Raw genomic sequence first — 26,101 nt, 5'->3', positions numbered from 1 at the left:
AAATATAGTATGCCGTCTGACACAAAAAAATAGAAAAGGGGGGGAGTTGAAAAAATATGGAAATCAGAAAAAAAAGTTTGACAGCTGTTTTGTCTATTGTACTTACAGGTTTAGTATTCCAGTGGACCTTGAGTACTCCGATTAAGGCGAATGAAGAGGCCGTCAAAACTGAAATAAGCTCCAGCGGAACAGATTTACTGCAGCAGGATATAATACCTGCAGCAGACAGCAGCATGCTGAGAAATGAGGTGGAGAAAGAGCGGACAGAGACTTCTGAAGCTCAGGAAGAAGCTGAAAAAGAGACAGAAGAAAGTGCTGTTTTTCCGGTGGAGAAGAGAGGAGTAAATCTGTTTGCAGCCGATACGGCAGAAGTCACTGACTGGCAAACATTTGTTGAAGCCTTAGCTGATTCAAGTATCACAACGATTTTATTAGCAAATGATATCCAGCTTACAGGCACACTCAATAACTATGAGGGTCTGTTTGATAAAGATTCTGTGAATCTTGATACTGGTTACCAGTATCTGTTTGTCAGTAGGCCTGCGATTTCCAGATCACTGGTTATTGACGGAAATGGACATACCTTTGATTTTGGAAATCTAGCAATCGGCTTTATGAATGCAGCGACAAATACTTCTAGTTATTGGGATATTACGTTGCAAAATATCAATGTGAAATCTAATAATTATTACGCTCCGTTTTTCTATCCAGTTTTAGCTGAATCAAAAGGGATGACAAGTTATCTAAGTAATTCAAAACTGACTTATGGTGAAAAATACAAACATACTCGTTTCGTTGATACTTACGAAAAATTAAATGTAGCTTTAGCAACCATTAGTGTAACCAATATTCAATTTGTTGATGATATCGTTGTTCCTTTAGGTCGTAATGACACATCCAGACAAGTAGCGAATATAAATAATGCTGCAGAACGGTTTGCATATAGGAATTCGTCAAGCAATACTAATGGCGGTACAACCTTTATTTATTTTAATGCTTTAGGTATTGCAAGGGATGTTGTAATTGAAGGCGATGGTTATACATGGGATCAAGGATCAATAACCTGGTGTTTTACAAATAGAACGATGACTACTACGTCCAAAGCTTGGGGTATCACTTTACAAAATATGAACACCTTCCATGGTAATTATTGGGGAATAATGGAGTTTTGGGATTTATCCAATGCTTATCAGTCAAGAACGACAGTTAATTACATTGACTTTACCAATTTTGGTTCACAGCTAATTGAGTCTCAACGTTCAAAAGTGTCTTTTGGTGGAGATGTACATGTGCAGCAAGTTGCTACATATACTTCAGTTAGAAAAGATGGTTCTGTTATAAGAGATTTTGATGTCAATTATACTCATAATCAGACGATCAGTGTTGCTGCAGCAACTATTGCACCCAATTCTAATGCATATTTCTCTGCTTTAAGTGGAGTGCCAATCCATTTAAGAGAAAGCGGTAATCTTGAAATTGGTGAAAATGCTGTCGTAACAGCTGTTAGAGAAAGCGAAACAGGAAACCCTGAGAATTTTACCCAAGGGTACGCATCTGTAATAGATATCAGCTCGGGTAATTTTATTATAAGAAGTGGAGCAAAAGTAACAGCTGTCTCACATCATACTGTTCAACCTACTGTCGTTTATATGGAAAATAGAAATTCCAATTTACTTGTTGAAGAAGGGGCTGTTTTATCAGTGATTACTGATAGATACAGTGATTCTACTAATGGTGCCCGATATAATCCTTTTTATATGGCAGGCGGTAAAGTTTCAATTTCAGGAACGTTAAATATTACTGGTGAAAATATGGTGAGATCAGGTACACATTTATTTTATGCTAATGCAGCAGTAGATTTTGAAATTGCATCAAAAGGGATACTAAATATCATTAGTGATAGCACTTCTACAAGTCAAAATTTGATGTATTTAGGTAATACTTCATCAAGTTTTAAATTTTCTGATGCCGAAAGAGTTAATTTACAAAAAACAAAATCAATAAGCGGTTCTAATGGATTGATTTATATGAGGAATGGCGGTGTACTAAATGTTTCCGTTCAGAATGTATATCAATGGGCTGATGGAAACATGGCAACAGGAGTAGATGGTGACGAAGGTTATACTTACTCTTATATACCAATGTCAAGCATGCTTTTAACCTATAATGGCTATACTCCAACGATAACCTCTGCCAACTCTATGACAAATGCTACACTGAACAGCTTTAGGGCAAACTTTACAACTCGAAGACAACAGCGTGTGCTGTTTACCCGAATTCCAGATCCAAGTGTCTCCATTCATAGTATCTCGAATGATAATCCTGATGATCCGGGCTCGTATACAGTGTATGGGTATGCAGTTCCGGGCACCTACATTCGACTTTGGGAAGAAGCACTGAACGGGACGACTTCCGCAAAAGAAAAAGGGGTTAATGATACGATTGAATCAACCGTTGAAGATACCGGAATGGCGCAGGAAACGCGTGATAACTTTACTGTTCAGGCGGACAGTGACGGCAACTGGTCGTATACAATCAGCTCTGGAAATTATTTCACTGCTGGAAATGTCATCCATGCGTATGGGTTCGCCAATCTGAAATCAGAAGAACCGACACAGGTTGTTTTGGATAAGACGCCGCCTACAGCCACACCGGTGACTTTCTATATCAGTCAGGGAGATGATCTGCCTGATCCAAGTGCGTTCGTGAAGGATGCAGCGGATACCAGTCCAATCAATACCGGCTTTGATTATGCCTATACGGATGAAGCAGAAGCTGAGCTCCAACGAAACACTGTAGGCACACACACCATTAAAATCAATGTATCGGATCGGGCCACAGATGCAGACGGCAATGCTGCACCGAATACAGCGGTGATTGAAGCGACATTAATTGTTTATGAAAAAGCTTCAGGTGTTACTGCCGATGATTTAGAAGTAGCTTATGTCGATATTCGAGACCTGACGGATGCAGAATTAGCAGCATATATTCTGGCGAACAGTCAGCCGGAAGCATTTAATATTGCTAATGGTACGTTCACTGATTTAACAGAGTATGTTCAGGTTAGTGATTTTGGCGGTTTGAATGAGTACGGTAATTTACAACCGGATACGCCGTATGTGGTGACGTTAACGGTGCCGGCAAACGCAGCAACAGGGTTGTCTACGCCATTAACAACAACGATTCAGGTCGTTGTCATCAACATGGATGCCGTATTGACCGTTCAGTTTGAAGATGAGAGCGGAACAGTATTATCCGGCTATACCCTGACAATTGGGGAAGGTCAAACCATTGATACTGCTTTAAATGTGGGGGATGTGATTGACTTAACCAGCAGTGAGTTCCAAGCGGTTCAGGATCAGCTGACAGCGCTGGAAACAGCAGGGTATGAGATCAGTGTGCGACCGGAGAATGAAACCAATTTCTCTATTACAGAGACTGCACAAACGGTGACCTATAAAGTCACAGGGCAGCTGTTTCTAAAATCAGCCCCGTCAACCGTTGACTTTGGCAGCATCACGTACAATGCGAAGGTGCAGCGGGTAGACAACCCAAGTACAGATGGTGATTTGGTAGTTACAGATACTCGTGCCAATCAAGCTGATGGCTGGACATTGTATGCCGCATTAACTACAAACATGAAAAATGATGAAACAGGTTCTGTAATGAACGAAGCGCTTTTGTATGTGGACAGTGCAGGAGAGGAGATCTCTCTAACATTGGATTCCGGCGGCCAGCCTATTTATACCAATGCCTCTGGGGGTACCTTTGATGTCACTGGCACATGGGGCGGTACGTCAGCAGAGCCCGGATTGAAATTAGTTGCAGACCCAACTAAAACCACGATGTCAAGTATCGGTACCTATTCTGGTGTAGTGACTTGGACAATCATGGCTGGACAACCGTAGAAGGGAAAAATGAGCACAGGAAGAGTTTTCCTCTTAAGCCTTACCCAACAACACCATTATTAATATGGATAAAATTATACAAAAATATAATTTGATAGATTTTGGGATAGTAGTGTTGAGAGTGTTTGTCCTCTTTGATCAGAGAAAACTGGAAGCGTTGTAGAAATAATTACCTATATTAAGCTTTCATTTAACTGGGATCTGTTTTGAACAGAGAAAAATTATATTGACTAGGGTTTATGTACATAAATGTTTTAATTGAGGACATGTAGGGAGGATTTGCTTCTGTGATCTGGAACGTAGACATTTAGTGTTGTACAACTCTGTCAGACCGAAAGCAGAAAGGTTTTTTCTGTTAAATTTAGTGTCGCAATTCAATCTTATCTCAGAAAATAATATGTTTTTATCTAAAAATAACTATGGGGCTGAAAAAAGTATGTTTACTTTCATCAGTCTCATTTGTTATTTTTTTATGTTCAATTTAATCAAATAAAGATCATTATGTGAACAGATAGTGAAGGATTTGTAAATGAACAATTCTATTTGTTGGCAAAAAGTGAATTAAAAGAAAGTTTTGTGTATCTATAAATAAAATATAAATAATTACTTGTATGAAAAAGAATGCTGTTGTATACTTTATTCACAGGATGGATCATTCATTTTGTAAATAAAATTTAGGAGGATTTACTTATGACAAACGCAGGCAGCTGGACTATTCCGGAAACTCCAATGGTTAGTAACGAGGTAAAAGAAATTCTAGAAGAAGCAACAAGTAGTATACGTGGTTCAATTTTTGAACCATTTGCTTTAATAGGCACTCAAGTTGTTGCTGGTGTGAAGTATAAGATCCTTTGTAAAGTAACTCTTGTTGCTCCAAATTCTGAACCAAAGCTTTCAATCGTTACAATCTATAAACCATTAGATGGTAAGGCAGAGCTGGAAGAAATGACTGACATTTAAATTTTTCTTGTGTAGAACAAAAATAATTTTAAAGGTGGTAATTTAATATGGAAATCTTGACGAATAATATTCAATCAGAAGTAACTCTAGTTTCAAATGCAGATGGACGTTTAGAATTATTTGCTATAAACAAAGACGGCTCAATGTATCAAGCTTGGCAAACCAAAGTAAATGGGGGCACCAAGTGGGAATCTAAAACGATTGCTGGACCATTTGACGGAAATGTCTTTGCAACAACCAATCAAAATGGCGGACTCGTTATTTCTGTTTTAAAGAAAAATGGGGATCTTTTTATCTCGGAACAAGCAACACCAAATTTTGCTCCTTGGAAAAGTATCACTATCTCTGGTCCTTTCCAGAAAAATGCAATGATGAAGCAAAACAAAGATGGTCATTTAGACTTACTTGCAGTTAAGAAAAATGGAGATCTGTTCCAAGCTTGGCAATCAAGTCCTAATGGGAAATGGATTGTATAAAGGAAGGCTGCCATTCTTTGCTAAAAAGTACAGAGAATAGAGTTTAGATAAAAGGAGCTGCACAATAATCAGAATTATTTCTGGGATATTGTGCAGCTCCTCTTTGTACAATAGGGAGATTTTAAGATGAGCTTTATATACTTATAAAAGCAGCAGCTAAATAATCGGGTGTTCAGAAAATAATCATTTCTGATATAGTACTTAAATTCTACATGTAACTTTTTACCTGCTTTGATAGCAGTTTCATAGGGGACTTTAAAACTAGCATTCACTGTATCATTTTCTATTCTTGCAATAGTACTTTGAGGTTTACCAACTTTTTCAACCAATTATCAAAACGTTACTCTTTGTATTATCAAGGATTTCAAGATACTTTCCATATTCTGGAGGGTGTCTTTTTTTGAGTTTTTTTACTAATATCTTGACCGATTTAAAGCTAAGTTATGTTTCTAATTCAAGAAATGTGAAGTATATCCAATAGTATTACATATGAGACTGCTGGATACATGCCAATATAAATTAACAGCGATTGTCAGTTGTCTAGCATTTTGCTGGATCAAGAGGCAGACTCCGCTTAAAGCTTGAAAGATTCACATTCAAAGCTTGTTGTCTGCATACAACTATTTCTTTGTATATGGAACTGTGACATCCGTTTGTCGCATCCCAAAATTTTCCCTTACCAGACTGATCTTATTTAACAGTAATAGAGTAGATTAATATCCGGACATAACACTAATCGTCTATTTTAGATTTACTGTCTCAAATTCCTTTGATCAGCCACTGTCAAAATATGAGGCTTCGTTTAATAATAAAGCTGCTTTTTTACCAAGTGTTAGTAAAAGGGGCTTTAATTTTTAATTTTTGATTATCGTAGTAAGATAGAGGAAATCCATAGGGAAATGCACAATTTTGGTAATCCTGCTCTGCTTTAGTACATTATTAGTTTTCATTTTGAAATTAACAGAATTAATAATGAAATAGTTTTGTGTTGGCAGCGTTTGCATTACTTCCGTTTTAGTTGGAAGAAATCTCCACTTTTTAATTTATTGGCAAGGGCATATACTGAAATCAGAAAGGAACCTACTTCTATGAAAACAAGAACAGTTGAATTACTTCAAAGAATCAGCGCATCTGAATATCCAATCAAAGCAGAGGTATTGGCAGCTGATTTTAATGTAAGTCAGCGTACGATTCGGACAGAGATTCTTGAGGCTAATGAATGGCTGACCAGTAAAGAATTGCCTGAAATTCTGACCATCCGCAGTAAAGGGTTTTTGCTGAAGATGACTTCGGAGGAAGAGAAGGTACTGGAAGCGGCTCTGTTAAACCTAAATGGAGACCTGTTAAACCGGAATGAGAGGACCTTTGATATCGTCCTGTCTATCGCCTATGAAAAAAATCCTGTGTATTTGAACCGCAAAGAAGAGGAATTTCAAATTTCTAAAAGTACCATGGATGAAGATATGCGTCGGCTGAGAGCAGATTTATTGAAATACGGAATAGAAATTGTCAGCTATGGAAAGCAGGGGTTGTCCTATAAAGGTCCTGAACGCTCCATACGAACAATGATTTACGATTTGATTAATCAGAATTTGGGTATGATCGACTTCTCGAGGAGTAAAGATTCCAGCGTAACACCAGCACAAAAGGTTTTTAACAAGTATTTCAATATACAAGAAATCCAAAAGCTTGCCGAGATTTATTCTGGTGAACACCCTAGGCAGGAAAATGATATCTACAAAAATCAAATTCTTCTGTTCACTCTGATCTGGATTCAGCGGGTAAAAAAGCATGAGCTTATCTCAGCAGTAAGCTGGAAAAATGCGGAATTTGAAGATGATGTCTTCTCTGATTTTATTGATAAAATTATTAAAGGCTATCAACTGGAAGATGTGCCGCAAGTAGAACGTAATTATATTCGTTTTACAATTGAAACATTTAACACAAGAGACATATCAAATACGCTTGAATGGGTTCAAGCTCAGTTACTCACAATCCAACTGATTCAATTTGTAGAAAATGAGACACATATTCCTTTTAATTCAAAAGAAGAAATGCTGTGCGAGAATTTGTACAAGCATATAGCGGCTCTTATCGTCAGAATCAAAAATGATATTCAGGTTTTTAACCCGTTAAAGGATAACATCAAAGCTAACTATCACCCTATCTATCGTGCTGTGATGCAGTTTATTCCGACTCTTGAAGAAGTAGTTGGCGGGAAAGTCATTGAAGATGAGATCGCCTTTCTGGTCATTCATTTCTCCACTGTTGCCAGCGCAATCAATCGTGATCTGACATATATTTATAAATCTGTTGTGGTCTGTAACCACGGTATAGCTACAGGCAATCTGCTTGCAGAAAACCTGAAAGAGAAATTTCCTCAAATTGAGGTTGTTGCGGTGTTGAGCTCCAAAGAAGTGAAGCTGGTGGACAAGCTGGATGTGGATTTGGTGTTTACTACGTTTAATGTAGCTTATCAGAACAAGCCGGTTCTGGTCATTGATCCAATTCTTACGGATGCAAATATTCCGATAGTTGGAGAGTTTTTAAAGAAAAATAATGAGTTTCAGCGATTGGAGCCGCATGGAAATGAATCAACAGAGCTGTTTGCGAATATTCTAACGATCATTGAAGAAAGCGGTGGCCGGGTTAATCGGAACATCTACAGCAAGCTGGAGGCGATATTTGAGAGGAACAGCTTAGAAATAAATAAAAGGGAGATCCAACCAATGTTAAAAGACATCCTGACAGACAATCATATTATGATCAAGAAAAATGCATCGACGTGGCAAGATGCTATTGAGCTGGTTGCAAAACCACTGGTGAAAGACGACATTATTGAAAAACAGTACGTTGATGCCATGGTTCGTGCCGTGGAAGAATTCGGACCGTATATTGTGATTGGCAAGCATTTGGCTTTGGCACATGCAAGACCGGAAGACGGTGCCAAGAAGCTGGGTCTCAGTGTTGCTACGATTGAGCACCCGATTAATTTTGGAAATCCAGACATGGACCCGGTGAAGATCATCTTCTGTCTGGCAGCAGTTGATTCTTATTCACATCTAAATCTTATGAAAGAATTGATTGCCTTGATTAATGATGAATCGAAGCTGAATCAGCTGATCAACTGTACAAACATGACCCAGTTCAAGCAGCTGCTGTTTTCGGAAGCGGAAGAATAACAGGAAGGAGGAGGATCGTTTAAGCTTAAGTATTGGGCAGATAAAATCGATTCAAAGCCAATAACGATGGAAATGAAGTCAATAATCGGAAAAATATCAAGTCACCGGAATAAAGAAACTGTGAAGTTATCTGAGTAGTTTTTACAAATAAGAAAAGGGGCAGGAAAACATGAACAAATTAAATATTTTATTCGTATGCGGAGCAGGATTGGGCAGCAGCTTTGCGGCACAAATGTCAGCAGAGGATGTATTAAACAAACTGGGCGTAGAGGCAAAGCTGGATCACTGCGATATTTCATCGGCTGCTTCCATGAAGCCGGATGTGATTATTACAGCTGAGAATTTCCGTTCCCAATTTGAAAAATTTCAGGTAGATCCTAAAACGGCAATGATTTATCTGAAAAATATTGTTTCTAAAGATGAGATTGAGGAAAAAATTACTCCAGTCTTAAAAGACAAAGGGGTTATTTAAAAAAAGAAATGAGGGGAAAGAGAAATGGGGATTATCAATTTTATTATCGAAAACATTTTGACACAGGCATCGATCACCATTGCGTTAATAGCAATGCTGGGTTTGCTTCTGCAAAAGAAGTCGGCAGGTCAGGTGATTTCAGGTACATTGAAAACTCTTTTAGGCTTTCAGGTACTGAGTGCCGGCTCAAGTATCATTGTGGGCAGTCTGACATATTTTGGTGAGATATTTACTGAAGGCTTCCAGATGCAGGGGATTATTCCTTCAATTGAAGCGATCAATGGACAGGCAATGAATGATCTAGGGTTGGGCAGAGACATTGCGTTAACATTTCTGGCAATTTTTGTGTTTAATATTTTACTGGCCCGCTTCACGAAATGGAAATATATTTTCTTAACTGGACAGGCAATTTTATGGATGGCTACGATGACAACAGTGTTTGGGTATTTTGCCGGTTTACGGGGATTTGTTCTGATTCTGGTTGGCGGCTTTGTCGGCGGAGTGTTTGCCATTGCGATGCCGGCTGTTGCTCAACCGATTATCCGAAAAGTTACCGGGTCCAACGATATTGCTTTAGGACATTTTTGTACGATTGGTTATTTATTTGAAGCCGGGGTTGCCAAGATTTTTGGTGAAAAAGGAGAAAATAAAAAATCCATTGAAGATATCAAGCTGCCGTCACACTTTGAGTTCTTACAAGATACGTATTTGTCCGTGATGGTTGTTATGGTTCCGCTATACATTATTACAGCAGTTTTTGCAGGAGAGTCATTTGCTTCTGAATTATCTGGCAGTCAAAACTATATTATGTTTGCATTTCTTCAGGCAATTCAGTTTGTTGTTGGGGTTTATGTGCTGCTGGCGGGTGTTCGTCTGCTGCTGGGAGAAATTGTACCGGCATTCCGGGGGATTGCAATGAAGCTGGTTCCCGATGCTATTCCGGCATTGGATTGTCCGGTATTCTTCCCGTACAGCCCAAATGCAGTCATACTGGGATTTATCACTACAACGATTGGAACGATTATCGCGATGTTTACACTGCCGATGTTCGGACTTGCCATGATCCTTCCGGGAATGTTAACAAACTTCTTTGCAGGCGGAACTGCAGGGATTTTCGGAAATGCTGTAGGCGGACGAAGAGGAGCGATTATCGGCGGGATTGCGCACGGCTTCTTTATCACATTGCTGCCGGCACTGCTGGTTACCATTTTCAATTCAATGGGCTTTGTTAATGCAACAGCAACTGATGTGGATACTGTCGCAGCAGCTCTATTGTATGCATGGCTTTTGAGCCCGATTTTGAAAGCATTTTAAACTGAAAGCAGGGATATCCAATGTTCGGACTTTTTAAAAAGAAAGAAAAAAAAGAACCGGAGAAAGAAGTAGAAGTTCTGTCTCCGGAGGCAGCGGAAAAAATTCGATCAGAGATCAACCGATTGAATCAGGAAATTTCAACTACCCAAGATAATAATAAACTGGCAGAGCTTTTTGAGCAAGTGGGACTTAAACTGTCCGATTTGAATGAAAAAGATCAGGCAATCGAACAGCTTGAAAAAAGCTTGGAAAATAAAAAGAGTATCGGCGACGGATATAAGAAGCTGATGAGCCTGTATAACGAAAAGCGGGCGGAAGCAGCACGGGCCGGGGATGATCAGGGGATCGACTACTATATGGGAAAAATGGATGAGATGCGGCAAATTGCCAAACAAGTAACGATTAGCGGAAATCAATAATTATAAATAAGAGATAAGGCGGATTTGATTATGTATACAACTTTAAAGGAAGTCACTAAAACAGCAGAAGAACTGAATTTTACAGTCGGAGCGTTTAATACACATAATTTGGAGATGCTGCCGGATATGCTGAGAGCAGCAAAAGAAATGGGTGCACCCATTATTATTCAGACTAGTGTGGATACAGCAAAATATATTGGAATGAACGTATTGGTTAATGTCGTGAAAGCTATCGCTGATGAGGAGATGGTGGATGCGGTTCTTCATTTAGACCATGCCCGCAATTTTGATGATATTAAAGAGGCAATTGACAGCGGGTATACATCTGTAATGTATGACGGGTCTCATTTACCCTTTAAAGAAAATATTCTAAAAACGAAAGCAGTTGTTGAATATGCTCATGCAAAGGGTGTGTCTGTTGAGGGGGAACTGGGAACGATTGGCGGTACGGAGGAGGGAATCCACGTAGCAGAGGATGATAAAGTCTATACGAAGCCTGAGGATGCTGTAGAATTTGTAAAAGCAACAGGTGTGGATGCGCTGGCCATTGCCATAGGAACGAATCACGGTCAGTTTAAATCTAAAACAGAAGTAAACATTCCTTTGTTAAAAGAAATTAATGCAGTGGTAGATGTTCCTCTGGTGATTCATGGCGGAACAGGGGTTAAAGAGGAAGACTATCCTGAGCTGATCAATAACGGGATTCGTAAGTTTAATGTGGGCACGGAGCTGTTGGTAAATTGGACAAAAGCAGCGAAAGAGTCGTTCAGCCAAACCGAGGTCAATAAATCCCTTCGTCATAACGTGATTCCGGCAAATGGAACAGTGAAGGAAATTGTTTCTCATAAGATTGGTTTATTTATGAATCTGGAAAGTCCAACTAATTTGGGGAAGTAAGAAAAATGAAAAAGTATTTCATTCTTCTAGCCGGTAGTCCCGGCACAGGGAAAACATATCTTATGAACAAGCTTCGTGAACGATTTCCGGATATGTATGAAATCACATTAGACGAAATCAAGGAATATTATGCCGATTCAATTGGTTTTGATAATTTGGAAGAACGGGCTGAACAGGAACGAAGTAAGGTGTATCCATTCTATTATAAGGCTTTGGCTCTCTATATGGAGGCGGGAAAGAAAGTCGTTGTTTCCGAGTATCCGTTTAGCGACAAACAAAAGGGGCAGCTTCAAAAGATGGCAGAAACATATGGCTATGAAGTCGTTACAATCAGACTGACAGCAGATTTCGATGTGCTGTGGGAACGCCGTTATACGCGTGACCGTGAACATGAACGTCATCTGAGCTACATCATGGATCATTATCATTATGGAGATTCTCTGGACGATCGGAGACTGGCGACTAACCACATTACAAAAGAAGCCTTTAAAAAGATTATTTCAGACAGAAATTATGATGCATTTGAATTGGGGACATTGTACGAGTTTGACGTAACGGACTATGAAAAGGTAGACTATACGTCGTTGCTGGATAAATTAGAGCAGCAGATAGCGAATGACGAATAGGTGAAACTGAAAGCAGAGGATGACAACAGCAGGACTGTGTCATCCTCTGTTAATTTTATATTCAATCACATACTGCTATTTCACTGAAGCTCCAAGATTTTCCGCCAGCTCATTCAGAGCAGCAGCGTCACGAATCAGGTAATAGTTTTTATGCTTCTCCAATATATTTGCTTCACGAAAGCTGGTAATGGTTCTCAGAAGATGCCGGTAGCTTACGTTTAAGATAGCTGCGCAGGTTGTGAGCTGAAAAGAGAAGGTCTCATTCTTCTGGTGTGCTAAAATAAATTTGGCCAGGCGGATTTCGACAGATTCAGTCAGAGAATTTGCTAGATTGATGCCTGAGTTTAATCGGTAGCTGAGAAGCTGGCAGATATTTTGCAGGAAACGAACATCTTGCTGCAGTGCTGCTCGATAACGATTTAACGGGATACAGACGCAAATGCTTGGAGTAACAGCCTTTACACTGCTTTTTGGCAGAAGTTCCCACAAAGAGGAGGCCTCTCCCAGTGGAGTTGCCGGTGTGGCATAATCGATACAAATATTTTGTGCATCAGTAGAATAAGAATACACCATGACTGTTCCTTTAACTAAAAAATAAAGAAAATCAGAAACGGTTCCGGTATGTATAAGATGTTCGTCTTTTTCAAAAGAGTATAAAGAAGCCATCGCAAAAAGATCTGAATCCATGTAGGACTGAAGATCATGACTTTCGATATATGAAGACAATCGTTTCGCATCCTTAATTTTTTTCATGGAAAGTCTCTCCTGTGCTTTTTCTTTATTATAACGTAGAAAGGATTTAGTCTCAATGCGAACGATAATGATCTTTTTTTGTAAATTGTATGTAAAAATCGTGTAAATGTGACGTGTGTCACTTCAAAAAGTTTCATTTCTTGATATGATTTAGAGGTACTAGAAATCATTTTCCAACAGGAGGAGAAAAAATGCATTTTAAGAAATTGGCTAAGGTGTTTATGGGGATTATACTAGTAGCGGCTTTATCTGGGTGTAATTCAGGAAACAGCAACAGTTCAGATGAGTCAAAGAAGGACAAATTAACTGTTCAATTCGTGCCGACAAATAATGACGGCAGTATGGAAGCAAAAGCAAAACCATTTGCCGAATATTTATCAAAGAAACTGGATCGTGAAGTAGAGGTAACCTTGGCTACTGATTATTCAACAATTGTCGAAGCGATGGCTTCAGGACAGGTTGACATAGGAATTATGCCGCCTGCAGCTTATGTTCAGGCCAAAGATATGGATGCAGCAGAGGCTATTTTAACTTCACAGCTAGGGGATTATGATCAGGAAACCGGCTTGCCGTTAGAGGGGGAGCTGACAAATACCTTTAAAGGAGAAATTCTGGTTCGGGCAGACAGTGATATAAAGAAATTAACGGATTTAAAAGGGAAGAAAATTGCAGCATTGAGTCCTAACTCAGCCAGCGGATATATCTATCCAGTGGCGGAGCTGAAGGATGCAGGCGTTGATCCGACAACCGATGCAACGATCACAACAGTCAATGATATTCCAAGTGAGATTACGGCTGTATTAAATGGGCAAATGGATGCAGCATTTGTGTTTGAAGGCGCCAGAAATGTATTTGCATCAAGCTTTTCTGATAATGATTTGTTTAAGGACTTAAGCGTACTGTATCTGACAGAAGGGGATATCCCGAATGATGCTATTGCTGTTCAACCGGGAATGGATGAGACACTGAAGGCAGAAATTAAAGAAGTCTTTCTGGGGATGAAAGCTGATGAAGAAGGTGCTGAAGCGATGTCATTGTGGGGACATCAGGGCTATGAAGAAGCGGCAGATTCTGCTTATGATACGATTCGAGCATATACTGAAAAAGCAGCAGAATAAATGAGTAATTGGTCTGGGAAAGGCTGCGGATTCTCGGACACATGCGATAAGGAAAAATTAAATAACCGGCGGGGCAAACATTCATAAGTGTGTTTGTCCCGACCTCATTATAAAAGAGGAAAGTTCATGATTATTTTTGACAATGTTTCAAAGGTTTATCCAAACGGTGTGAAGGGTCTGCAAAAGATCAACCTGACAATAGAAGAAGGGGAATTTGTTTCAATTATCGGGTTAAGTGGTGCCGGCAAGAGTACGCTGCTGCGCTCCATCAACCGTCTGGTACCCATTACAGAAGGGGATATCCGTGTTAATGGAACCTCAATTACCAAAGCAGGCAAGAAAGAGCTGCGGCTGATTCGCCGACAAATCGGGCTGATTTCACAGAGCTTTAATCTGGTGAAACGAAGTACTGTCCAAAAGAATGTCCTGTCCGGAAGGCTGGGCTATTATTCTACGTTAAAAAGTATTTTTGGATTGTTTACAAAAGAAGACTATCAGCGGACAAAAGATGCGCTGGAAACAGTTGGTTTGTCAGATAAATTACATACACGCAGTGATGAGCTGAGCGGAGGTCAGCAGCAGCGGGTTTCCATTGCCCGTGCATTGGTACAGCAGGCACCTGTTATTTTGGCGGATGAACCAGTTTCGTCATTAGATCCGATTACGACACAAAAAGTAATGCAGGATCTGAAAAGTATTAATCAGACAATGAATAAAACCGTGATTGTCAATCTGCACTCAGTACCGCTGGCAAGAGAATTTTCCACACGCATTATTGCATTGAATGCAGGGCAGGTGGTTTTTGATGGGAATCCTGAGGAACTGACAGAAGCTCGTTTGGAAAAGATTTACGGCAAAGCTATTTTTGAAGAGGACAGGGAAAGCATATGAAATTGAAAGAGACTGTACATTTTAACTGGTATAAGCATTTACTGCTGCTTCTTTTTTTGCTACTCTGTTTTCAGGGAAGTGTCTGGATTACGGGAGCTGATTTTTCAAAAGTCATTTCAAATTCAAGCCAAATGACGGCTTTTTTGTCGCGATTTATTCACCCTGATTTTGGTTATTTGCCCAGGCTGATCAGTCCGATGCTCAAAACTCTGGCAATGTCGCTGCTAGGGACTGTTCTTGGTGTAGTTCTGGCTATACCAGTCAGTTTCGCAGCTACAACGGTAGCCACAGACAATCGCCTGATTTCAACGATTATTCGTTTTTTTCTTGGCTTGGTCCGTACGATTCCTACGCTGCTCTTAGCCGCTCTTTTTGTTGCGATCTTTGGGATAGGTGAAGCGACTGGTGTCTTGACGATTGCTGTTTTTACATTTGGAATGGTTTCCCAATTGATGTTTCAGGTGATTGAAACGATTGACTTTGGACCGCTGGAGGCAGCAGCAGCAGTTGGCGCCAATAAAATACAGACAGCTGTCTGGTCAGTAGTCCCGCAGGTAATCAATCAGTTTATCGGGTATGCTTTTTATGCATTTGAAGTGAATGTCCGTGCATCGACTATTCTAGGCTATGTTGGTGCGGGGGGAATCGGTGTGATTTTGAATTCTTCTCTGGCGTTGTTAAAATATGAGCGTGTTTCAATCATTATTCTTACGATTTTAGTAACTGTAACAATTGTCGACAAACTAAGTGAACGGGTTAGGAGGTCGTTCAAATGATGATTCGTGAAATGAGCAAAAAAACGATACTGTCAATCAGTGTTCTGATTGCTCTCGTTGTGATTTCAGCTGTGAGTATTGATTATTCTGGATTAAGTACTTTTTCGCTTTCGATGGGAATGGATGTATTAAAAGGACTGAGTCAGCCGGACTGGCGCTTTTTCTACGACGGCAGCGGGGAAGATTTGGTCAGTCTTTTGCTGCTGACAATCGGTATTGCCTGTCTGGGGACAATGATTGCCACTGTTCTGGCTATTCCGTTAACGTTGCTGAGTGCCGTCAATCTATGGTCTGCACATCCAATGGTTACAAGAGTCGGCAAGTTTGTCTGTAATGTGTTGCGTGCTTTTCCTGAGCTGGTTTTTGCAATTATTTTTGTAAAAGTGGTTGGACCGGGTCCGTTTGCCGGTGTTATGGCAATTGGTGTTCATCAAATCGGCATGCTGGGAAAACTGTTTACAGAAGAAATGGAAGCAATGGATGAACGGTCGGTGGAAGAAATGTATGCAGTTGGCGCCAATTTTTGGCAGACCTTGTTTTCTGTCCGTTTTTCTTATCTGCTGCCGATTTATAGCTCGCTGGCGCTGAATCATTTTGAAATCGCCGTTCGGAGTGCAGCAACGCTTGGGCTGGTCGGTGCCGGCGGAATTGGTGCGCCCTTAATCTTTGCGATTCAGACGCGCAGCTGGGAGAAAGTCAGTATTATTTTGATTGGAGTGGTTGTTACTGTGTTTATTTTGGATCAAATCACTGGAATTATTAGAAAGAAATTGAGATAACCATGAACATATTGCATATATCAGATATTCATTTTCGCAGAACCTACGAAGCATGTGAAGAAGGGTATAAAGGAATGCTCGCTAGTATGCAGAGTCCTTTGATCCCTTTAGCACAATGTTTGGAGCGTGTTCAGCAGCAGACTGTGCTGGATATTGTTATTATCAGCGGAGATCTGACAGAGGATGGAGAGGCAGAAGACTATCGTTTTTTTAAAGAATGGCTGTATGAAGCATTGGGGAATACGGATGTGATCGTTACTTTAGGAAATCATGATATCAAGAGACACTTCCGCTCAGGCTGGTGTGAGGAAGAAGCATCCGACTTACCTTATAATCAGGTTGTGGACTACCCTGATTTCACTGTTCTGGCTTTTGACAATTCATGTTATGCTCAGGCAGATGGTTGTGTAAATGAAGAGCAGTTTCAGTGGCTGGAAATGACGCTGAATAAACTAAAAGACCGACCAATTATTTTGGTGACACATCATCATCTTCTGTCGCAGCAAAGTGCTACACCAAAGTGGTCGGGAACCGACCGATTTCTTGAGCTAGTTGCACCCTATGATATTCGTTGTATATTAAATGGACATACTCATCATCCTTTTATAGGAAGAATTAACGGGATTCCATATTATACGGTTGCCGGCATGTCGTTTATCGGAGAAGATGAGGGTGCTGGAATTGTTCGCTTTGAAGAAGGATATGGCTATAATTTGTACCATTTCGAGCAGGGAGAGATGACAAGGCAGCTGTCAGAAAACTTCAAACCGGGTCATGTGCTGAAAACCCTTGATTTGAGTGTGTAAGCCATACAGCTTGTGCTGAAAGAGATTTTTTCGAGTGTCTCTAATTTTAGTTGTTGCAGAGCTGCAGACTTTTATGTGAATAAAAGCAAAAGATACAAACAGGAATCTGAAATACAAAGGTTCTTAGACTTATAGTATTTGGAAAACTCAAATAAACGACGGGACAGAAAAAACAATAAGCTTCAAGCTTTTGTCTCGAGGTTTGGAACGAAGTCCTTCAAAAACTTAACGGCTTTGCCATTTAGAAATTGATGAGATCGAAACGAAATGTAGTGTAGTGAAACTCATAGAGACAGCGCTGAACATTTCTGTTTCTGCGGTTATTCGAGACAAGCAAGAGGCTGTCTCGACTGTTTTTCTTTATCTATTTTAAAGGAGCGATTAAATGAAAATTACTTTTCTTGAAACAAGTGACATGCATGGGTATGTCTATCCAACTGATTATATAAGCAAGCAGGATTTGGCGATTGGCGCAGCAAAGGTTGCCGCTAAAATGAAAGAACTGCGTGAACAAGCTGAAGGACCGGTAATCATGATTGAAAATGGCGATTTTATTCAGGGGTCTCCTTTGAGCTACTATGTTGCAAAAAAAAGGTCTTCAGCAAGTGAATTGACAAGTGTTATAAATCATATGGGGTATGATGTTCAGCTGTTGGGCAATCATGAGTTCAACTATGGAAAAGCATACTTGAAGAAAACACTCAGCAGCTATACGGCGCCTATTTTGGCAGCCAATATCCTCAATGAACAGGGGGCGCCTTATTTTGGACAAGGGTATACGATCCTTGAAAAAGAGGGAATAAAAATTGCTGTCCTGGGACTGACAACACAATACATCCCCCACTGGGAACAACCAGAAACAATTCAGGGAATGCAGTTTGAGAGCATTATCCAAACGGCTAAAAAATATATTCCGAAGCTGAGACAAATGGCTGATCTTGTGATTGTTTGTTATCATGGAGGCTTTGAAAGAGATTTAGAGACTGGGGAAGCAACAGAAGTGCTGACCGGTGAAAATGAAGGCTATGCGGTGTTACAGGAAGTGGCGGGAATTGATGCTCTTTTTACAGGACATCAGCATCGACAAATCGCTGCGTTCTTAAATGGTGTACCTGTTGTTCAGCCAGGCTATCGAGGCAGTCATATCGGAGAGATTCAGTTAACGGTGGAGAAGAAGGGGGAGAAAGTGGTTGTTGTTGACAGCAGTGCGGCTCTGCACTCAGTTGAGAATACTGCGGCTGATCCAGAAATTCTTACTTTAGTCGAATCATTGGAAGATGATTTGGACAAGTGGCTGGATCAGCCTCTGGGACAGGTTGAAGGATCGATGCAGATTACAGATCCCATGCAGGCGCGTCTCGTTGAGCATCCTTATGTAGAATTTATCAATCATGTACAAATGGCTGCCAGCGGCGCTGAGATATCTGGAACAGCACTGTTCAACAATGAAGGAAAAGGCTTCAATCAGATAATCACCATGCGGGATGTTATTACTAACTATGTTTATCCTAATACTCTGGCGGTGATAAAGATTACCGGAGCCGAGTTGCGGGAAGCTTTGGAGCAAACGGCAAATTATTTGGCAGTTGAGGATGGGAAGATTATTTTTAATCCTGCATTTATCAAACCAAAGCCGCAGTATTATAACTATGACATGTATGAAGGTATTGATTATACGATTGATATGAGTGAGCCGCCGGGACAAAGAATTACTCAGCTCTTATTTTATGAAAAAGCAGTTACTCCGGAGCAGGAGCTTGAAGTAGTTGTGAATCAGTACCGTGCAGTTGGCGGAGGCAATTACAAGGTGTTTAATGCAGGAAAAATTGTGCGGGAGATTCAAATCGATATGACAGAATTGATTGCTGATTACTTAAAGCAGCACCCGATAATTAAAGCTGAAACAAATCAAAATTTTCAGGTGGTTTTAGGTAATTAAGAATCATTATACCGAACAGAGTGGTCACAGTCTCTTGAAGGACTCCGTTTTGGTTCTCAATACAAAGTGATACGCTCTCATAAGCTTTTTTGGCAATTTTCAGCTTGTCCTTTTTATGGTGTCGAATCACGAAGAAAGAAGTGATTCGATGTCTTCTCGCATAAATGCTTGGTACAGTTTAGAGCTTACAAGCGGTGAGCATCCCTGTTCTTAGTTCTCGGAGCTAAGTGCTTTTGTCATAACTTTTGTACGAAACAAGAAAACATACTGGATTGAGCGCAGGTAGGGCATCGAGCCTTGTTTGTCATTCATTTCAGTGTGTTTTTTTAATCCCGTTAATTCGAATGATTGAAGAGATGATATAATGAAGGGAGGACATGACAAAGTTATGGAATAAAAATCAGGAGAGTGGATTGGTTATTCATTCGAAAGCGTGAGGTGATTACATGGAAACAAGTGGTGAAAATGATTATTTAATTGTTGGAAAACAGCAGCCGTTTGAATCAATAAAGCAAGAGAATATGAATGCTTTAACATCAGTGAAAAGTTCAAATGTACTGCCATCGGAGCTTGTCTCACGTTTCGATCTTTATCCAGAGAATAAACGACGTCCTGTTAATAAGACGCTTTTTAAAAATGACTATTTTCAATTGACCTACAATGTAAGAGAGGATTCCATGGCGCTGTCTTCCAGAGGCGATCTTGTATATTCGGCGATTCCTTATGATACTGCCAGAAACTATATTCAGCGCGCAGCAATCCAGTATTTGCTTCATCCGGAAGAAGTACAGCGATATATTGAATCACATAAAACCAATCTGGAGAAATATTTAATGCTGAGTATTTTTCAGGTGATGAATAAGCGAGTAGACAAGGACTCTGCTGAAGTTGTTCAGGCCTATAACGCAATTTTTGAACAGCCCTTATTTATGATCCAAATTCTGGGGCGGTTGCTGCAGCATGATGAAACAGGTCCTCTTTCCGCAAATCTTCCCGGGAAATTTTTATTTACTGAAAATGTGAAAACGGGAATCTCCGGCTATATTTCAGAATTCCTAAATTTTGTTGTACAGCTGACGCACGCTTTGCCGATTACAACAGACGGGAAAAATATCCAGTTGCTGGAAACCGCTGTGCAGACACATCTTTTTGATGAGCACACGATGTATAAACGACTGACGTTTGATTCCGATATACAACCGGCGCTGGCGCTGCTGCCTCAGGAAGTGAAACAGACGATAGAAGAATCGATGCTTGTTACGAAAGAATCTGTGCCGGCAAATAATAAACCGCTGTTACGTTCAGAATATGGAAAAGAGCTGTCTGAGATACGAAAAAATTATGTTGCACATAGTACTGATCCAAATAAGCTGATGAAATACTTTGAAAATGTGCATTCAACGGAAAATACAAATCTTGTCAATGTGGTTTCTGACATGCATACAATTGACGGCAAGTTTCCATTTACGAACAATCACTTCAATATTCTGGTCGGAGATATTTCGGATTCTCATGTAGAAAATGAAGACATTCGGGGAATTTATGTTCTGGGAAACCATGAACTGGTGGATGTCTTGCCGGACAGTCGATACAAAAAAGGTGAACAGTGGGATAAATGGCGGCCGTTTTTCGAAGAGCACTGGTTCAAAGTACTTTTGGTCAATCCGGATGAGTCCTGGTATTTGCTGCCGCCGGGTGATCATGTTTATTATGAGGTGGTAAAAGGAGAAGTTGAGAAACGTTTTCCTCGAGTCAATCTGCTGAATAACAGCAGTCTTGTTCATAATGGCATTCGCTATATAGGGCTTACTATTCCTGTTGCACAGGTCAGACGAAAAAAACAGCAGCAACGCTTTATTCTCAAAACCTTAAAAGAATTGCTTGCTGAAGATTATGAGATACCCACTGTTATCGTTTCGCATGCGCCTCTGTTTAATGAGCTCAGCATGCTTTCGCCGAAAAGTAATGCATACAACAAGGAATATGTTTGCACAGAGCCGGAAATTGAACTCCTGTTTGAACAATACAATATCCTCGGGGCTGTCCATGGGCATCACCATATTCCTCCATCTTCGGGCAGGTTCAAGAAGGTGATATTTGCCGGAAAAGAATTATTTGTGGTGTGTTCCATCTACTCAAGTATGAACACAGGGTTTGATTTGATGAGCTTGATTGATTCGAGCAGGGGATACAATGGAAATTAGAAGATAAGATTAATAAAGGTTGTATGAGTGCTGCTCATAAATAACAGCCGCTGAATTTAGAACAGCAATTTTTCCGGGGAGTATTGTTTTGTGTGAGTTAGGGCTGCACTAAACTGGAGAGGAGATAGGCACTTAATCTGAAATTGTGCGTTTCAAGTGTTTATTATTTAGTTATAGAAACAGCAGAGCTTGGGAGGGGCAGGAAAGGTGTTCCAAGCTCTGCTGTTTAATTAGTATTACTGGTTTTTAAGTAAGATTAATACCTAGATTTTTCTAGTATCAACTCTTTAATAGGACACTCTCAATGATTCTTATTTAGCTAAATGATTCAGTTCAGGGACCATTTTTTTATTCTGATAATTTCTATAAAAATAGAATGCAATGATATGAAGGAGCAAATTCAGCAGTAATATTGCCCACCAGTAAGGTGTGATCAGTTCAAACATGTCTTTTGAAAAAAGAAAAACAGCAGCAAATCCGCCAAAAAAATTGACCAGTGTTGTTATTGTAATATTCACTGGTGCTGTCCAAGTACCATAGTTCCAAATGTAAGGATAAATGATACCGAAAATTGCAGCTATAATAATTGAAATTCCTATGATAGACCAAAAACTGCTCAACTTAACGGTGGAGTTCCCGTATACGAGTGTTGTAATTCCAAGTACCCAAATAGTTGTTAGAAAACTGGTTTGCATGAATTGATTTTTTAATTCTTTAAACATTGAAATTCCTCCTTGATTTGTTTTGCATAGTGACGGCTGACGATGTGTGTTTGTCCATTTTTTGTGTGAACTTCAAGTCGGGCATACTGCCCGTTGTTAAAGGCTGCAACTTCTGTTAAATTCAACATAACAGAGTTGTTGATTCGGATGATCCCATTGATAGATAGTGCCTCGAATTCCTTGAGACGTCCTTTTGCATAGAATATTTTCTCATCAATTGTATAAATTTTTGAAAGATGATCCATTGCCTCGATCAGGTAAATTTCAGAATAGTTGATTGTTGACTTTCGTTCATTCATAGGATTAATGACTTCAAGTTTAGGATATCCATTTAAATTTAAATCCAGTTTTGTGGTTAAGTGTTGATTTTGAGGATTTAATTGTATGCCAATTTCATTTAATGAATAATCTTTATCCCAAAAATAATTAATTTTCATTGTTTACCTCCTTTCATAATCAATATACCCTCTGAGCGCATTTATTACTTCTTATTTGTATTTAGTTGCAAAATTTAGATGTTTGTTGCAAAAAATCTTATATAAAAAAGCTGAGAGAATAGTAGATTTTAGGCAGTAGTAAAAGTATCATCTGTGCTCATTTCTGAAATAAAGTTGCAGATTCATTTTTTTCTGACCATGATTAGCTCAGTGGAAAAATGGGAGCTTTTTCATATTTGGCGCGACAATTGGCTTATTAAGTGAGTGTACTTTTTGCTGCAGCGGCTATTGTAACAATTATTTTTATTATTCTGAAACAGCAAGCAGAAGAAAACTAGATAGACCAAATAGAGCTGCAGGACTGTTCAACAAGTGAACCTTCCTGCAGCTTTCTAATAAAGTATGGAATAGGAGCTGCCACTCAATCCTGGAGAAAACTTAATTATTCAAGTTTAAGCGCTTTCCAAACATCAAAACTTTGTTTCATTCCTTTGACGTTGTGAACACGCACAATTTCCACTCCCTGATTGGCTGCGAATAGAGAGGCGGCAACAGAACCGAAATCCCGATCAGCCGGATTTTTTTCACCGGTTAATGCACCGATTGTTCTTTTTCGGGAGATACCGTACAGTAAAGGAAAATTCTGAAAGCGGAAAGCAGCGGGATTTCTCAGAATTTGCTGATTTTCTTCTGGTGTTTTATCAAAACCAAGTCCCGGATCAAAACAGATACGATTCTCTACAATTCCATGTTTTTGACACAATTCAAATTTTTCCTGATAGAAATCCTGAATATCCTCTTGAAGTGATACAGGTCTGCGTGGACGTGAATGCATGATTATCAGCCCGATTTCTGAAAAAGCCGCTGCAACTTCGACCATTCCCGGAGTATCCAGACCACGTACGTCATTAATGATTGTTGCACCGGCAATGACCGCTGCTTTAGCCACTTCGGGAAAATACGTATCGATTGAAATGGGAAGCTCTGTTTCTTTGCGGATTGCTTCAACTAGGGGAATGACTCGTTCAAGCTCAATCTCGGCTGGAACTTCCTGATAGTTCGGGCGGGTAGACTGACCGCCGATATCGATAATATCCACACCAGTTGCGATCATCTCCTGTGCGTGCTCCAAGGCGGTCTCTTTTTTATGGTAAAGCCCGCCATCTGAAAAAGAATCCGGTGTGGTGTTCAGAATACCCATGATTTGAAAAGGACGTGAAAAATCAGTCATTTAAAAACCTCCATTTCCAGTAATTTTTGAAATGCCTGTACCCGGGGACTCATCAAGAGACGTTCTTCCTGTGGAAGTTGGGCAAAGGTTTTCTGTTTTTTTGGTAAAAAAATGATGGAATCAAAGCCGTAACCGTCATCTCCGCGCGGTGTTGTGATTTCTCCTGATATTTCTGCCTCGGAAAAAACTTCTTCTGCCTCATCGTGATAGACTAAGCAAGCGTGCAGCGTACATTTTCTGGAAATATCAGGCTTGTCGGTAAATAAATTCAAGAGCTCAATATTTTGTTGAGCGGGATCATTACTGGTAAAAAAGCGCTGCGTTTTAACGCCTAAAATATCCGGAAAAGCAGATAGTTCAAGACCGCCGTCGTCTGCCAGGACAGGCAGATCAAGGTACTGAGCATAGCTGCGGGCCTTCAAACGGGCATTTTCAAGGTAGGTTGCTCCTGTTTCTTCCAGAGGAACATGCGTATCCCCAATATCTTCTAAAGAGAATAAATGTATTTTTTCTTCCAGCTGAAAAAGCCGTAAAGCCTGTCTCAATTCGGAAGCTTTTCCCTGATTATGTGTTGCATAAATGATGTTCATTTTTCGATTGCCCGCAGGAAATCATGCTTAGCTTCCAGTTCTTCTTTGAAAATGCCACGATAATGAAATGTTTTCGTCAAACTGTTGGGAGACTTAACGCCACGCATTGCCATACACATATGCTCCGCTTCAATTGCAACTGCGATTCCTTTTACCGGGATATGTTTCTCCAAATTTTCAGCAATCATCACGGTTAAATCTTCTTGAACACTTGGACGTTTGGCGCAATAATCTACCAGTCGGGGCAGTTTGCTCAGTCCAAGTACTTTTTGTCCATAGGGAATATAGGCAATATGAACCTTTCCAAAAAACGGCAGCAGATGATGCTCGCACATGGAGTAAAAATGAATGTCTTTGACCAGAACCATGTCCTCCTGATTGCGGCTGTCAAACAGCTTGTAGTCGGAAAATTCCGGTTCAGTTAATCCGCTGAAAATTTCCTGATACATCCGGGCTACACGAGCAGGTGTTTCTTTTAAACCTGGACGATCCGGATCTTCGCCTACCGCTCCCAAGATGTCGCGGACAGCTTTTTCGATGATTGCCTGCTGCTTATCATTTACCATTCCAAGTCACTTCCTCTCACTTTCTCTGCATTCCCGCTGATATTTATCCACTCGACCAAATCTTTTCCAAAAATTTTTTGATTATAAATATCTTTGAGCGGAACCAATACAAAAGAACGCTTTGTCAGTTCAGCATGAGGAATGGTTAAATTCTCTGCCTGAATCTGCAAATTATCAAATAATAAAATATCCAGATCAATGGTACGCGGTCCCCAGTGAATCAGCCGTTTACGCCCTAAATCTGCTTCGATCTGCTGGATACAAGCCAACAATTCCTGCGGTGATAAATCTGTTTCAATCTTAACTGCTGCATTCAAAAAATCATCCTGATCTACATTGCCGTAAGGCTCTGTTTCATAAATCTGAGAAGAATCCATGACGGTAATGCGGGGATGTTCTGCCAGTGCCTGACGGGCATTTTTTAGATTCGCCAATCTATCTCCAAGATTGCTGCCTAAAGCTATAAAAACGATACTCAAACACTAAACCTTCTTTCCATTTCAATCTCGATATTATCAAAAACACCGGGCATTGGGACACTGTATTTACGGACACGAACCATAGCACTATCTAATTGTGTTCCATAACCTGCTTCAATATCATCTAAAATTGCTGAAACTAGGGCTTCCATTAAATCGTAAGAAGAATTATTTACCCGAGAGGCAATCTTCTCATTTACTTCAGCGTAATTGACTGTATCAGCCACATCATCACTATGTCCGGCTTTACTCAAAGAAAGTCTCAGCTCAACATCGAATTCCAGTTGCTGGCCTAACACCCGTTCTTCAGGCAGTACCCCATTTTTGGCATAAAATTTTAAGTTATTGATTCGAATCTTATCCATTTCCTGTCCCTCCTTTTTGCTCGATTATATCATATGAGAAGGAATGAAGGTGAAATGAGAGCCAAGGTTTTTTTGATAAAAAGTAAGGAGGGTGTTTGCCTGGCTTTTATGTATTGTTAAAGAATTTCAAAATTTACTTTGCGAACTTTCCATTTTTATGTCATAATCAACTGATGTTTTCTTACTCGATA

At 40.0% G+C, this 26,101-nt stretch carries 23 protein-coding genes and 1 pseudogene; 16 read left to right on the top strand and 8 right to left on the bottom strand.

The window, feature by feature from the left end; all coding sequences use genetic code 11:
- Positions 1 to 56: 56 nt before the first annotated feature.
- The 9 genes from LI954_RS08610 (at position 57) to LI954_RS08565 (ending at position 12,254) form a co-directional block, all read left to right on the top strand.
- Complete coding sequence (locus tag LI954_RS08610) at positions 57 to 3,908, top strand: pectate lyase-like adhesive domain-containing protein (RefSeq protein WP_229444223.1); 3,852 nt, start codon at positions 57 to 59, stop codon at positions 3,906 to 3,908.
- A 690-nt stretch (positions 3,909 to 4,598) separates the two neighbouring features.
- Positions 4,599 to 4,868, top strand: coding sequence for a hypothetical protein (locus LI954_RS08605; RefSeq protein ID WP_229441492.1), 270 nt, complete (start codon positions 4,599 to 4,601; stop codon positions 4,866 to 4,868).
- Between the two features lie 47 nt (positions 4,869 to 4,915).
- Positions 4,916 to 5,344 (top strand): hypothetical protein, encoded by a 429-nt coding sequence (locus LI954_RS08600; RefSeq protein ID WP_229444221.1) that lies wholly within the window; start codon positions 4,916 to 4,918, stop codon positions 5,342 to 5,344.
- 1,088 nt (positions 5,345 to 6,432) lie between these two features.
- Complete coding sequence (locus LI954_RS08590) at positions 6,433 to 8,526, top strand: BglG family transcription antiterminator (protein ID WP_229444219.1); 2,094 nt, start codon at positions 6,433 to 6,435, stop codon at positions 8,524 to 8,526.
- Between the two features lie 169 nt (positions 8,527 to 8,695).
- Positions 8,696 to 8,998: a PTS sugar transporter subunit IIB gene (locus tag LI954_RS08585; protein ID WP_202065131.1), complete on the top strand. Its 303-nt coding sequence runs from the start codon at positions 8,696 to 8,698 to the stop codon at positions 8,996 to 8,998.
- 24 nt (positions 8,999 to 9,022) lie between these two features.
- Positions 9,023 to 10,312 carry a PTS sugar transporter subunit IIC gene (locus LI954_RS08580; protein WP_202065129.1) on the top strand — a complete coding sequence of 430 codons (1,290 nt, stop codon included), beginning with the start codon at positions 9,023 to 9,025 and terminating at the stop codon, positions 10,310 to 10,312.
- 20 nt (positions 10,313 to 10,332) lie between these two features.
- Complete coding sequence (locus LI954_RS08575; RefSeq protein WP_202065126.1) at positions 10,333 to 10,731, top strand: tetratricopeptide repeat protein; 399 nt, start codon at positions 10,333 to 10,335, stop codon at positions 10,729 to 10,731.
- A gap of 30 nt (positions 10,732 to 10,761) precedes the next feature.
- Positions 10,762 to 11,628: a class II fructose-bisphosphate aldolase gene (locus LI954_RS08570; RefSeq protein ID WP_202065123.1), complete on the top strand. Its 867-nt coding sequence runs from the start codon at positions 10,762 to 10,764 to the stop codon at positions 11,626 to 11,628.
- Between the two features lie 5 nt (positions 11,629 to 11,633).
- On the top strand, positions 11,634 to 12,254 hold the full coding sequence (locus tag LI954_RS08565) for an AAA family ATPase (protein ID WP_202065121.1): 621 nt from the start codon (positions 11,634 to 11,636) through the stop codon (positions 12,252 to 12,254).
- A gap of 75 nt (positions 12,255 to 12,329) precedes the next feature.
- Here LI954_RS08565 and LI954_RS08560 read toward each other — a convergent pair whose 3' ends face one another.
- Complete coding sequence (locus LI954_RS08560; RefSeq protein WP_229444217.1) at positions 12,330 to 13,007, bottom strand: cyclic nucleotide-binding domain-containing protein; 678 nt, start codon at positions 13,005 to 13,007, stop codon at positions 12,330 to 12,332.
- A 191-nt stretch (positions 13,008 to 13,198) separates the two neighbouring features.
- On the opposite strand from LI954_RS08560, the gene LI954_RS08555 reads away from it, so the two are divergent.
- The 7 genes and pseudogenes from LI954_RS08555 (at position 13,199) to LI954_RS08525 (ending at position 21,520) form a co-directional block, all read left to right on the top strand.
- Entirely contained in the window at positions 13,199 to 14,125 is a 927-nt protein-coding gene (locus LI954_RS08555) for a phosphate/phosphite/phosphonate ABC transporter substrate-binding protein (protein WP_229444215.1), read from the top strand.
- A gap of 126 nt (positions 14,126 to 14,251) precedes the next feature.
- Positions 14,252 to 15,041: pseudogene (phnC, locus tag LI954_RS08550) on the top strand (phosphonate ABC transporter ATP-binding protein).
- On the top strand, positions 15,013 to 15,792 hold the full coding sequence (gene phnE, locus LI954_RS08545; RefSeq protein WP_229444213.1) for a phosphonate ABC transporter, permease protein PhnE: 780 nt from the start codon (positions 15,013 to 15,015) through the stop codon (positions 15,790 to 15,792). Before phnC ends, phnE (LI954_RS08545) begins: the two are co-directional and overlap by 29 nt.
- Complete coding sequence (gene phnE / locus LI954_RS08540; RefSeq protein WP_202065115.1) at positions 15,789 to 16,571, top strand: phosphonate ABC transporter, permease protein PhnE; 783 nt, start codon at positions 15,789 to 15,791, stop codon at positions 16,569 to 16,571. Before phnE (LI954_RS08545) ends, phnE (LI954_RS08540) begins: the two co-directional genes overlap by 4 nt.
- A 2-nt stretch (positions 16,572 to 16,573) precedes the next feature.
- Complete coding sequence (locus tag LI954_RS08535) at positions 16,574 to 17,377, top strand: metallophosphoesterase family protein (protein WP_202065114.1); 804 nt, start codon at positions 16,574 to 16,576, stop codon at positions 17,375 to 17,377.
- Between the two features lie 385 nt (positions 17,378 to 17,762).
- Positions 17,763 to 19,316, top strand: a complete 1,554-nt coding sequence (locus LI954_RS08530; RefSeq protein ID WP_229444212.1) for a bifunctional metallophosphatase/5'-nucleotidase — start codon at positions 17,763 to 17,765, stop codon at positions 19,314 to 19,316.
- Between the two features lie 521 nt (positions 19,317 to 19,837).
- Positions 19,838 to 21,520 (top strand): metallophosphoesterase family protein, encoded by a 1,683-nt coding sequence (locus LI954_RS08525; RefSeq protein ID WP_229444250.1) that lies wholly within the window; start codon positions 19,838 to 19,840, stop codon positions 21,518 to 21,520.
- Between the two features lie 311 nt (positions 21,521 to 21,831).
- On the opposite strand, the gene LI954_RS08520 is transcribed toward LI954_RS08525, so the two are convergent.
- The 7 genes from LI954_RS08520 to folB all read right to left on the bottom strand — a co-directional run bounded on the left by LI954_RS08520 (position 21,832) and on the right by folB (position 25,910).
- A complete protein-coding gene (locus tag LI954_RS08520; protein WP_229441484.1) occupies positions 21,832 to 22,242 on the bottom strand; it encodes a hypothetical protein in 411 nt (136 codons plus the stop codon).
- Positions 22,227 to 22,679 carry a LytTR family DNA-binding domain-containing protein gene (locus LI954_RS08515; RefSeq protein ID WP_229441483.1) on the bottom strand — a complete coding sequence of 151 codons (453 nt, stop codon included), beginning with the start codon at positions 22,677 to 22,679 and terminating at the stop codon, positions 22,227 to 22,229. Before LI954_RS08515 ends, LI954_RS08520 begins: the two co-directional genes overlap by 16 nt.
- Positions 22,680 to 23,121: 442 nt before the next feature.
- Positions 23,122 to 23,910 carry a dihydropteroate synthase gene (folP, locus tag LI954_RS08510; protein ID WP_202065102.1) on the bottom strand — a complete coding sequence of 263 codons (789 nt, stop codon included), beginning with the start codon at positions 23,908 to 23,910 and terminating at the stop codon, positions 23,122 to 23,124.
- Positions 23,907 to 24,500, bottom strand: a complete 594-nt coding sequence (locus LI954_RS08505; protein WP_202065100.1) for a non-canonical purine NTP pyrophosphatase — start codon at positions 24,498 to 24,500, stop codon at positions 23,907 to 23,909. Before LI954_RS08505 ends, folP begins: the two co-directional genes overlap by 4 nt.
- Positions 24,497 to 25,066 (bottom strand): GTP cyclohydrolase I FolE, encoded by a 570-nt coding sequence (gene folE, locus LI954_RS08500; RefSeq protein WP_229444210.1) that lies wholly within the window; start codon positions 25,064 to 25,066, stop codon positions 24,497 to 24,499. The genes LI954_RS08505 and folE overlap by 4 nt, the downstream gene beginning before the upstream one ends.
- Positions 25,060 to 25,545, bottom strand: a complete 486-nt coding sequence (gene folK, locus LI954_RS08495; RefSeq protein WP_229444209.1) for a 2-amino-4-hydroxy-6-hydroxymethyldihydropteridine diphosphokinase — start codon at positions 25,543 to 25,545, stop codon at positions 25,060 to 25,062. Before folK ends, folE begins: the two co-directional genes overlap by 7 nt.
- A complete protein-coding gene (folB, locus tag LI954_RS08490; RefSeq protein WP_202065097.1) occupies positions 25,542 to 25,910 on the bottom strand; it encodes a dihydroneopterin aldolase in 369 nt (122 codons plus the stop codon). The genes folK and folB overlap by 4 nt, the downstream gene beginning before the upstream one ends.
- Positions 25,911 to 26,101 lie beyond the last annotated feature (191 nt).

Origin of the sequence: Enterococcus sp. CWB-B31 (assembly GCF_020567645.1) — a bacterium.
In the GTDB taxonomy this organism is placed as follows: Bacteria; Bacillota; Bacilli; order Lactobacillales; family Enterococcaceae; genus Enterococcus_L.
Note: the sequence above shows the minus strand (reverse complement) of the source record. Positions and strands in the feature narration are given on the sequence as shown.

Coding starts and splice junctions, on each gene's coding strand:
- LI954_RS08610 (WP_229444223.1), top strand. CDS start 57: ATGGAAATCAGAAAAAAAAGTTTGACAGCTGTTTTGTCTATTGTACTT.
- LI954_RS08585 (WP_202065131.1), top strand. CDS start 8,696: ATGAACAAATTAAATATTTTATTCGTATGCGGAGCAGGATTGGGCAGC.
- LI954_RS08525 (WP_229444250.1), top strand. CDS start 19,838: ATGAATGCTTTAACATCAGTGAAAAGTTCAAATGTACTGCCATCGGAG.
- folB (WP_202065097.1), bottom strand. CDS start 25,910: ATGGATAAGATTCGAATCAATAACTTAAAATTTTATGCCAAAAATGGG.
- LI954_RS08560 (WP_229444217.1), bottom strand. CDS start 13,007: ATGAAAAAAATTAAGGATGCGAAACGATTGTCTTCATATATCGAAAGT.
- LI954_RS08600 (WP_229444221.1), top strand. CDS start 4,916: ATGGAAATCTTGACGAATAATATTCAATCAGAAGTAACTCTAGTTTCA.
- phnE (WP_229444213.1), top strand. CDS start 15,013: ATGAAATTGAAAGAGACTGTACATTTTAACTGGTATAAGCATTTACTG.
- LI954_RS08605 (WP_229441492.1), top strand. CDS start 4,599: ATGACAAACGCAGGCAGCTGGACTATTCCGGAAACTCCAATGGTTAGT.
- LI954_RS08580 (WP_202065129.1), top strand. CDS start 9,023: ATGGGGATTATCAATTTTATTATCGAAAACATTTTGACACAGGCATCG.
- folE (WP_229444210.1), bottom strand. CDS start 25,066: ATGGTAAATGATAAGCAGCAGGCAATCATCGAAAAAGCTGTCCGCGAC.
- LI954_RS08575 (WP_202065126.1), top strand. CDS start 10,333: ATGTTCGGACTTTTTAAAAAGAAAGAAAAAAAAGAACCGGAGAAAGAA.
- folP (WP_202065102.1), bottom strand. CDS start 23,910: ATGACTGATTTTTCACGTCCTTTTCAAATCATGGGTATTCTGAACACC.
- phnE (WP_202065115.1), top strand. CDS start 15,789: ATGATGATTCGTGAAATGAGCAAAAAAACGATACTGTCAATCAGTGTT.
- LI954_RS08565 (WP_202065121.1), top strand. CDS start 11,634: ATGAAAAAGTATTTCATTCTTCTAGCCGGTAGTCCCGGCACAGGGAAA.
- LI954_RS08590 (WP_229444219.1), top strand. CDS start 6,433: ATGAAAACAAGAACAGTTGAATTACTTCAAAGAATCAGCGCATCTGAA.
- LI954_RS08570 (WP_202065123.1), top strand. CDS start 10,762: ATGTATACAACTTTAAAGGAAGTCACTAAAACAGCAGAAGAACTGAAT.
- LI954_RS08555 (WP_229444215.1), top strand. CDS start 13,199: ATGCATTTTAAGAAATTGGCTAAGGTGTTTATGGGGATTATACTAGTA.
- LI954_RS08505 (WP_202065100.1), bottom strand. CDS start 24,500: ATGAACATCATTTATGCAACACATAATCAGGGAAAAGCTTCCGAATTG.
- LI954_RS08535 (WP_202065114.1), top strand. CDS start 16,574: ATGAACATATTGCATATATCAGATATTCATTTTCGCAGAACCTACGAA.
- LI954_RS08515 (WP_229441483.1), bottom strand. CDS start 22,679: ATGAAAATTAATTATTTTTGGGATAAAGATTATTCATTAAATGAAATT.
- LI954_RS08520 (WP_229441484.1), bottom strand. CDS start 22,242: ATGTTTAAAGAATTAAAAAATCAATTCATGCAAACCAGTTTTCTAACA.
- LI954_RS08530 (WP_229444212.1), top strand. CDS start 17,763: ATGAAAATTACTTTTCTTGAAACAAGTGACATGCATGGGTATGTCTAT.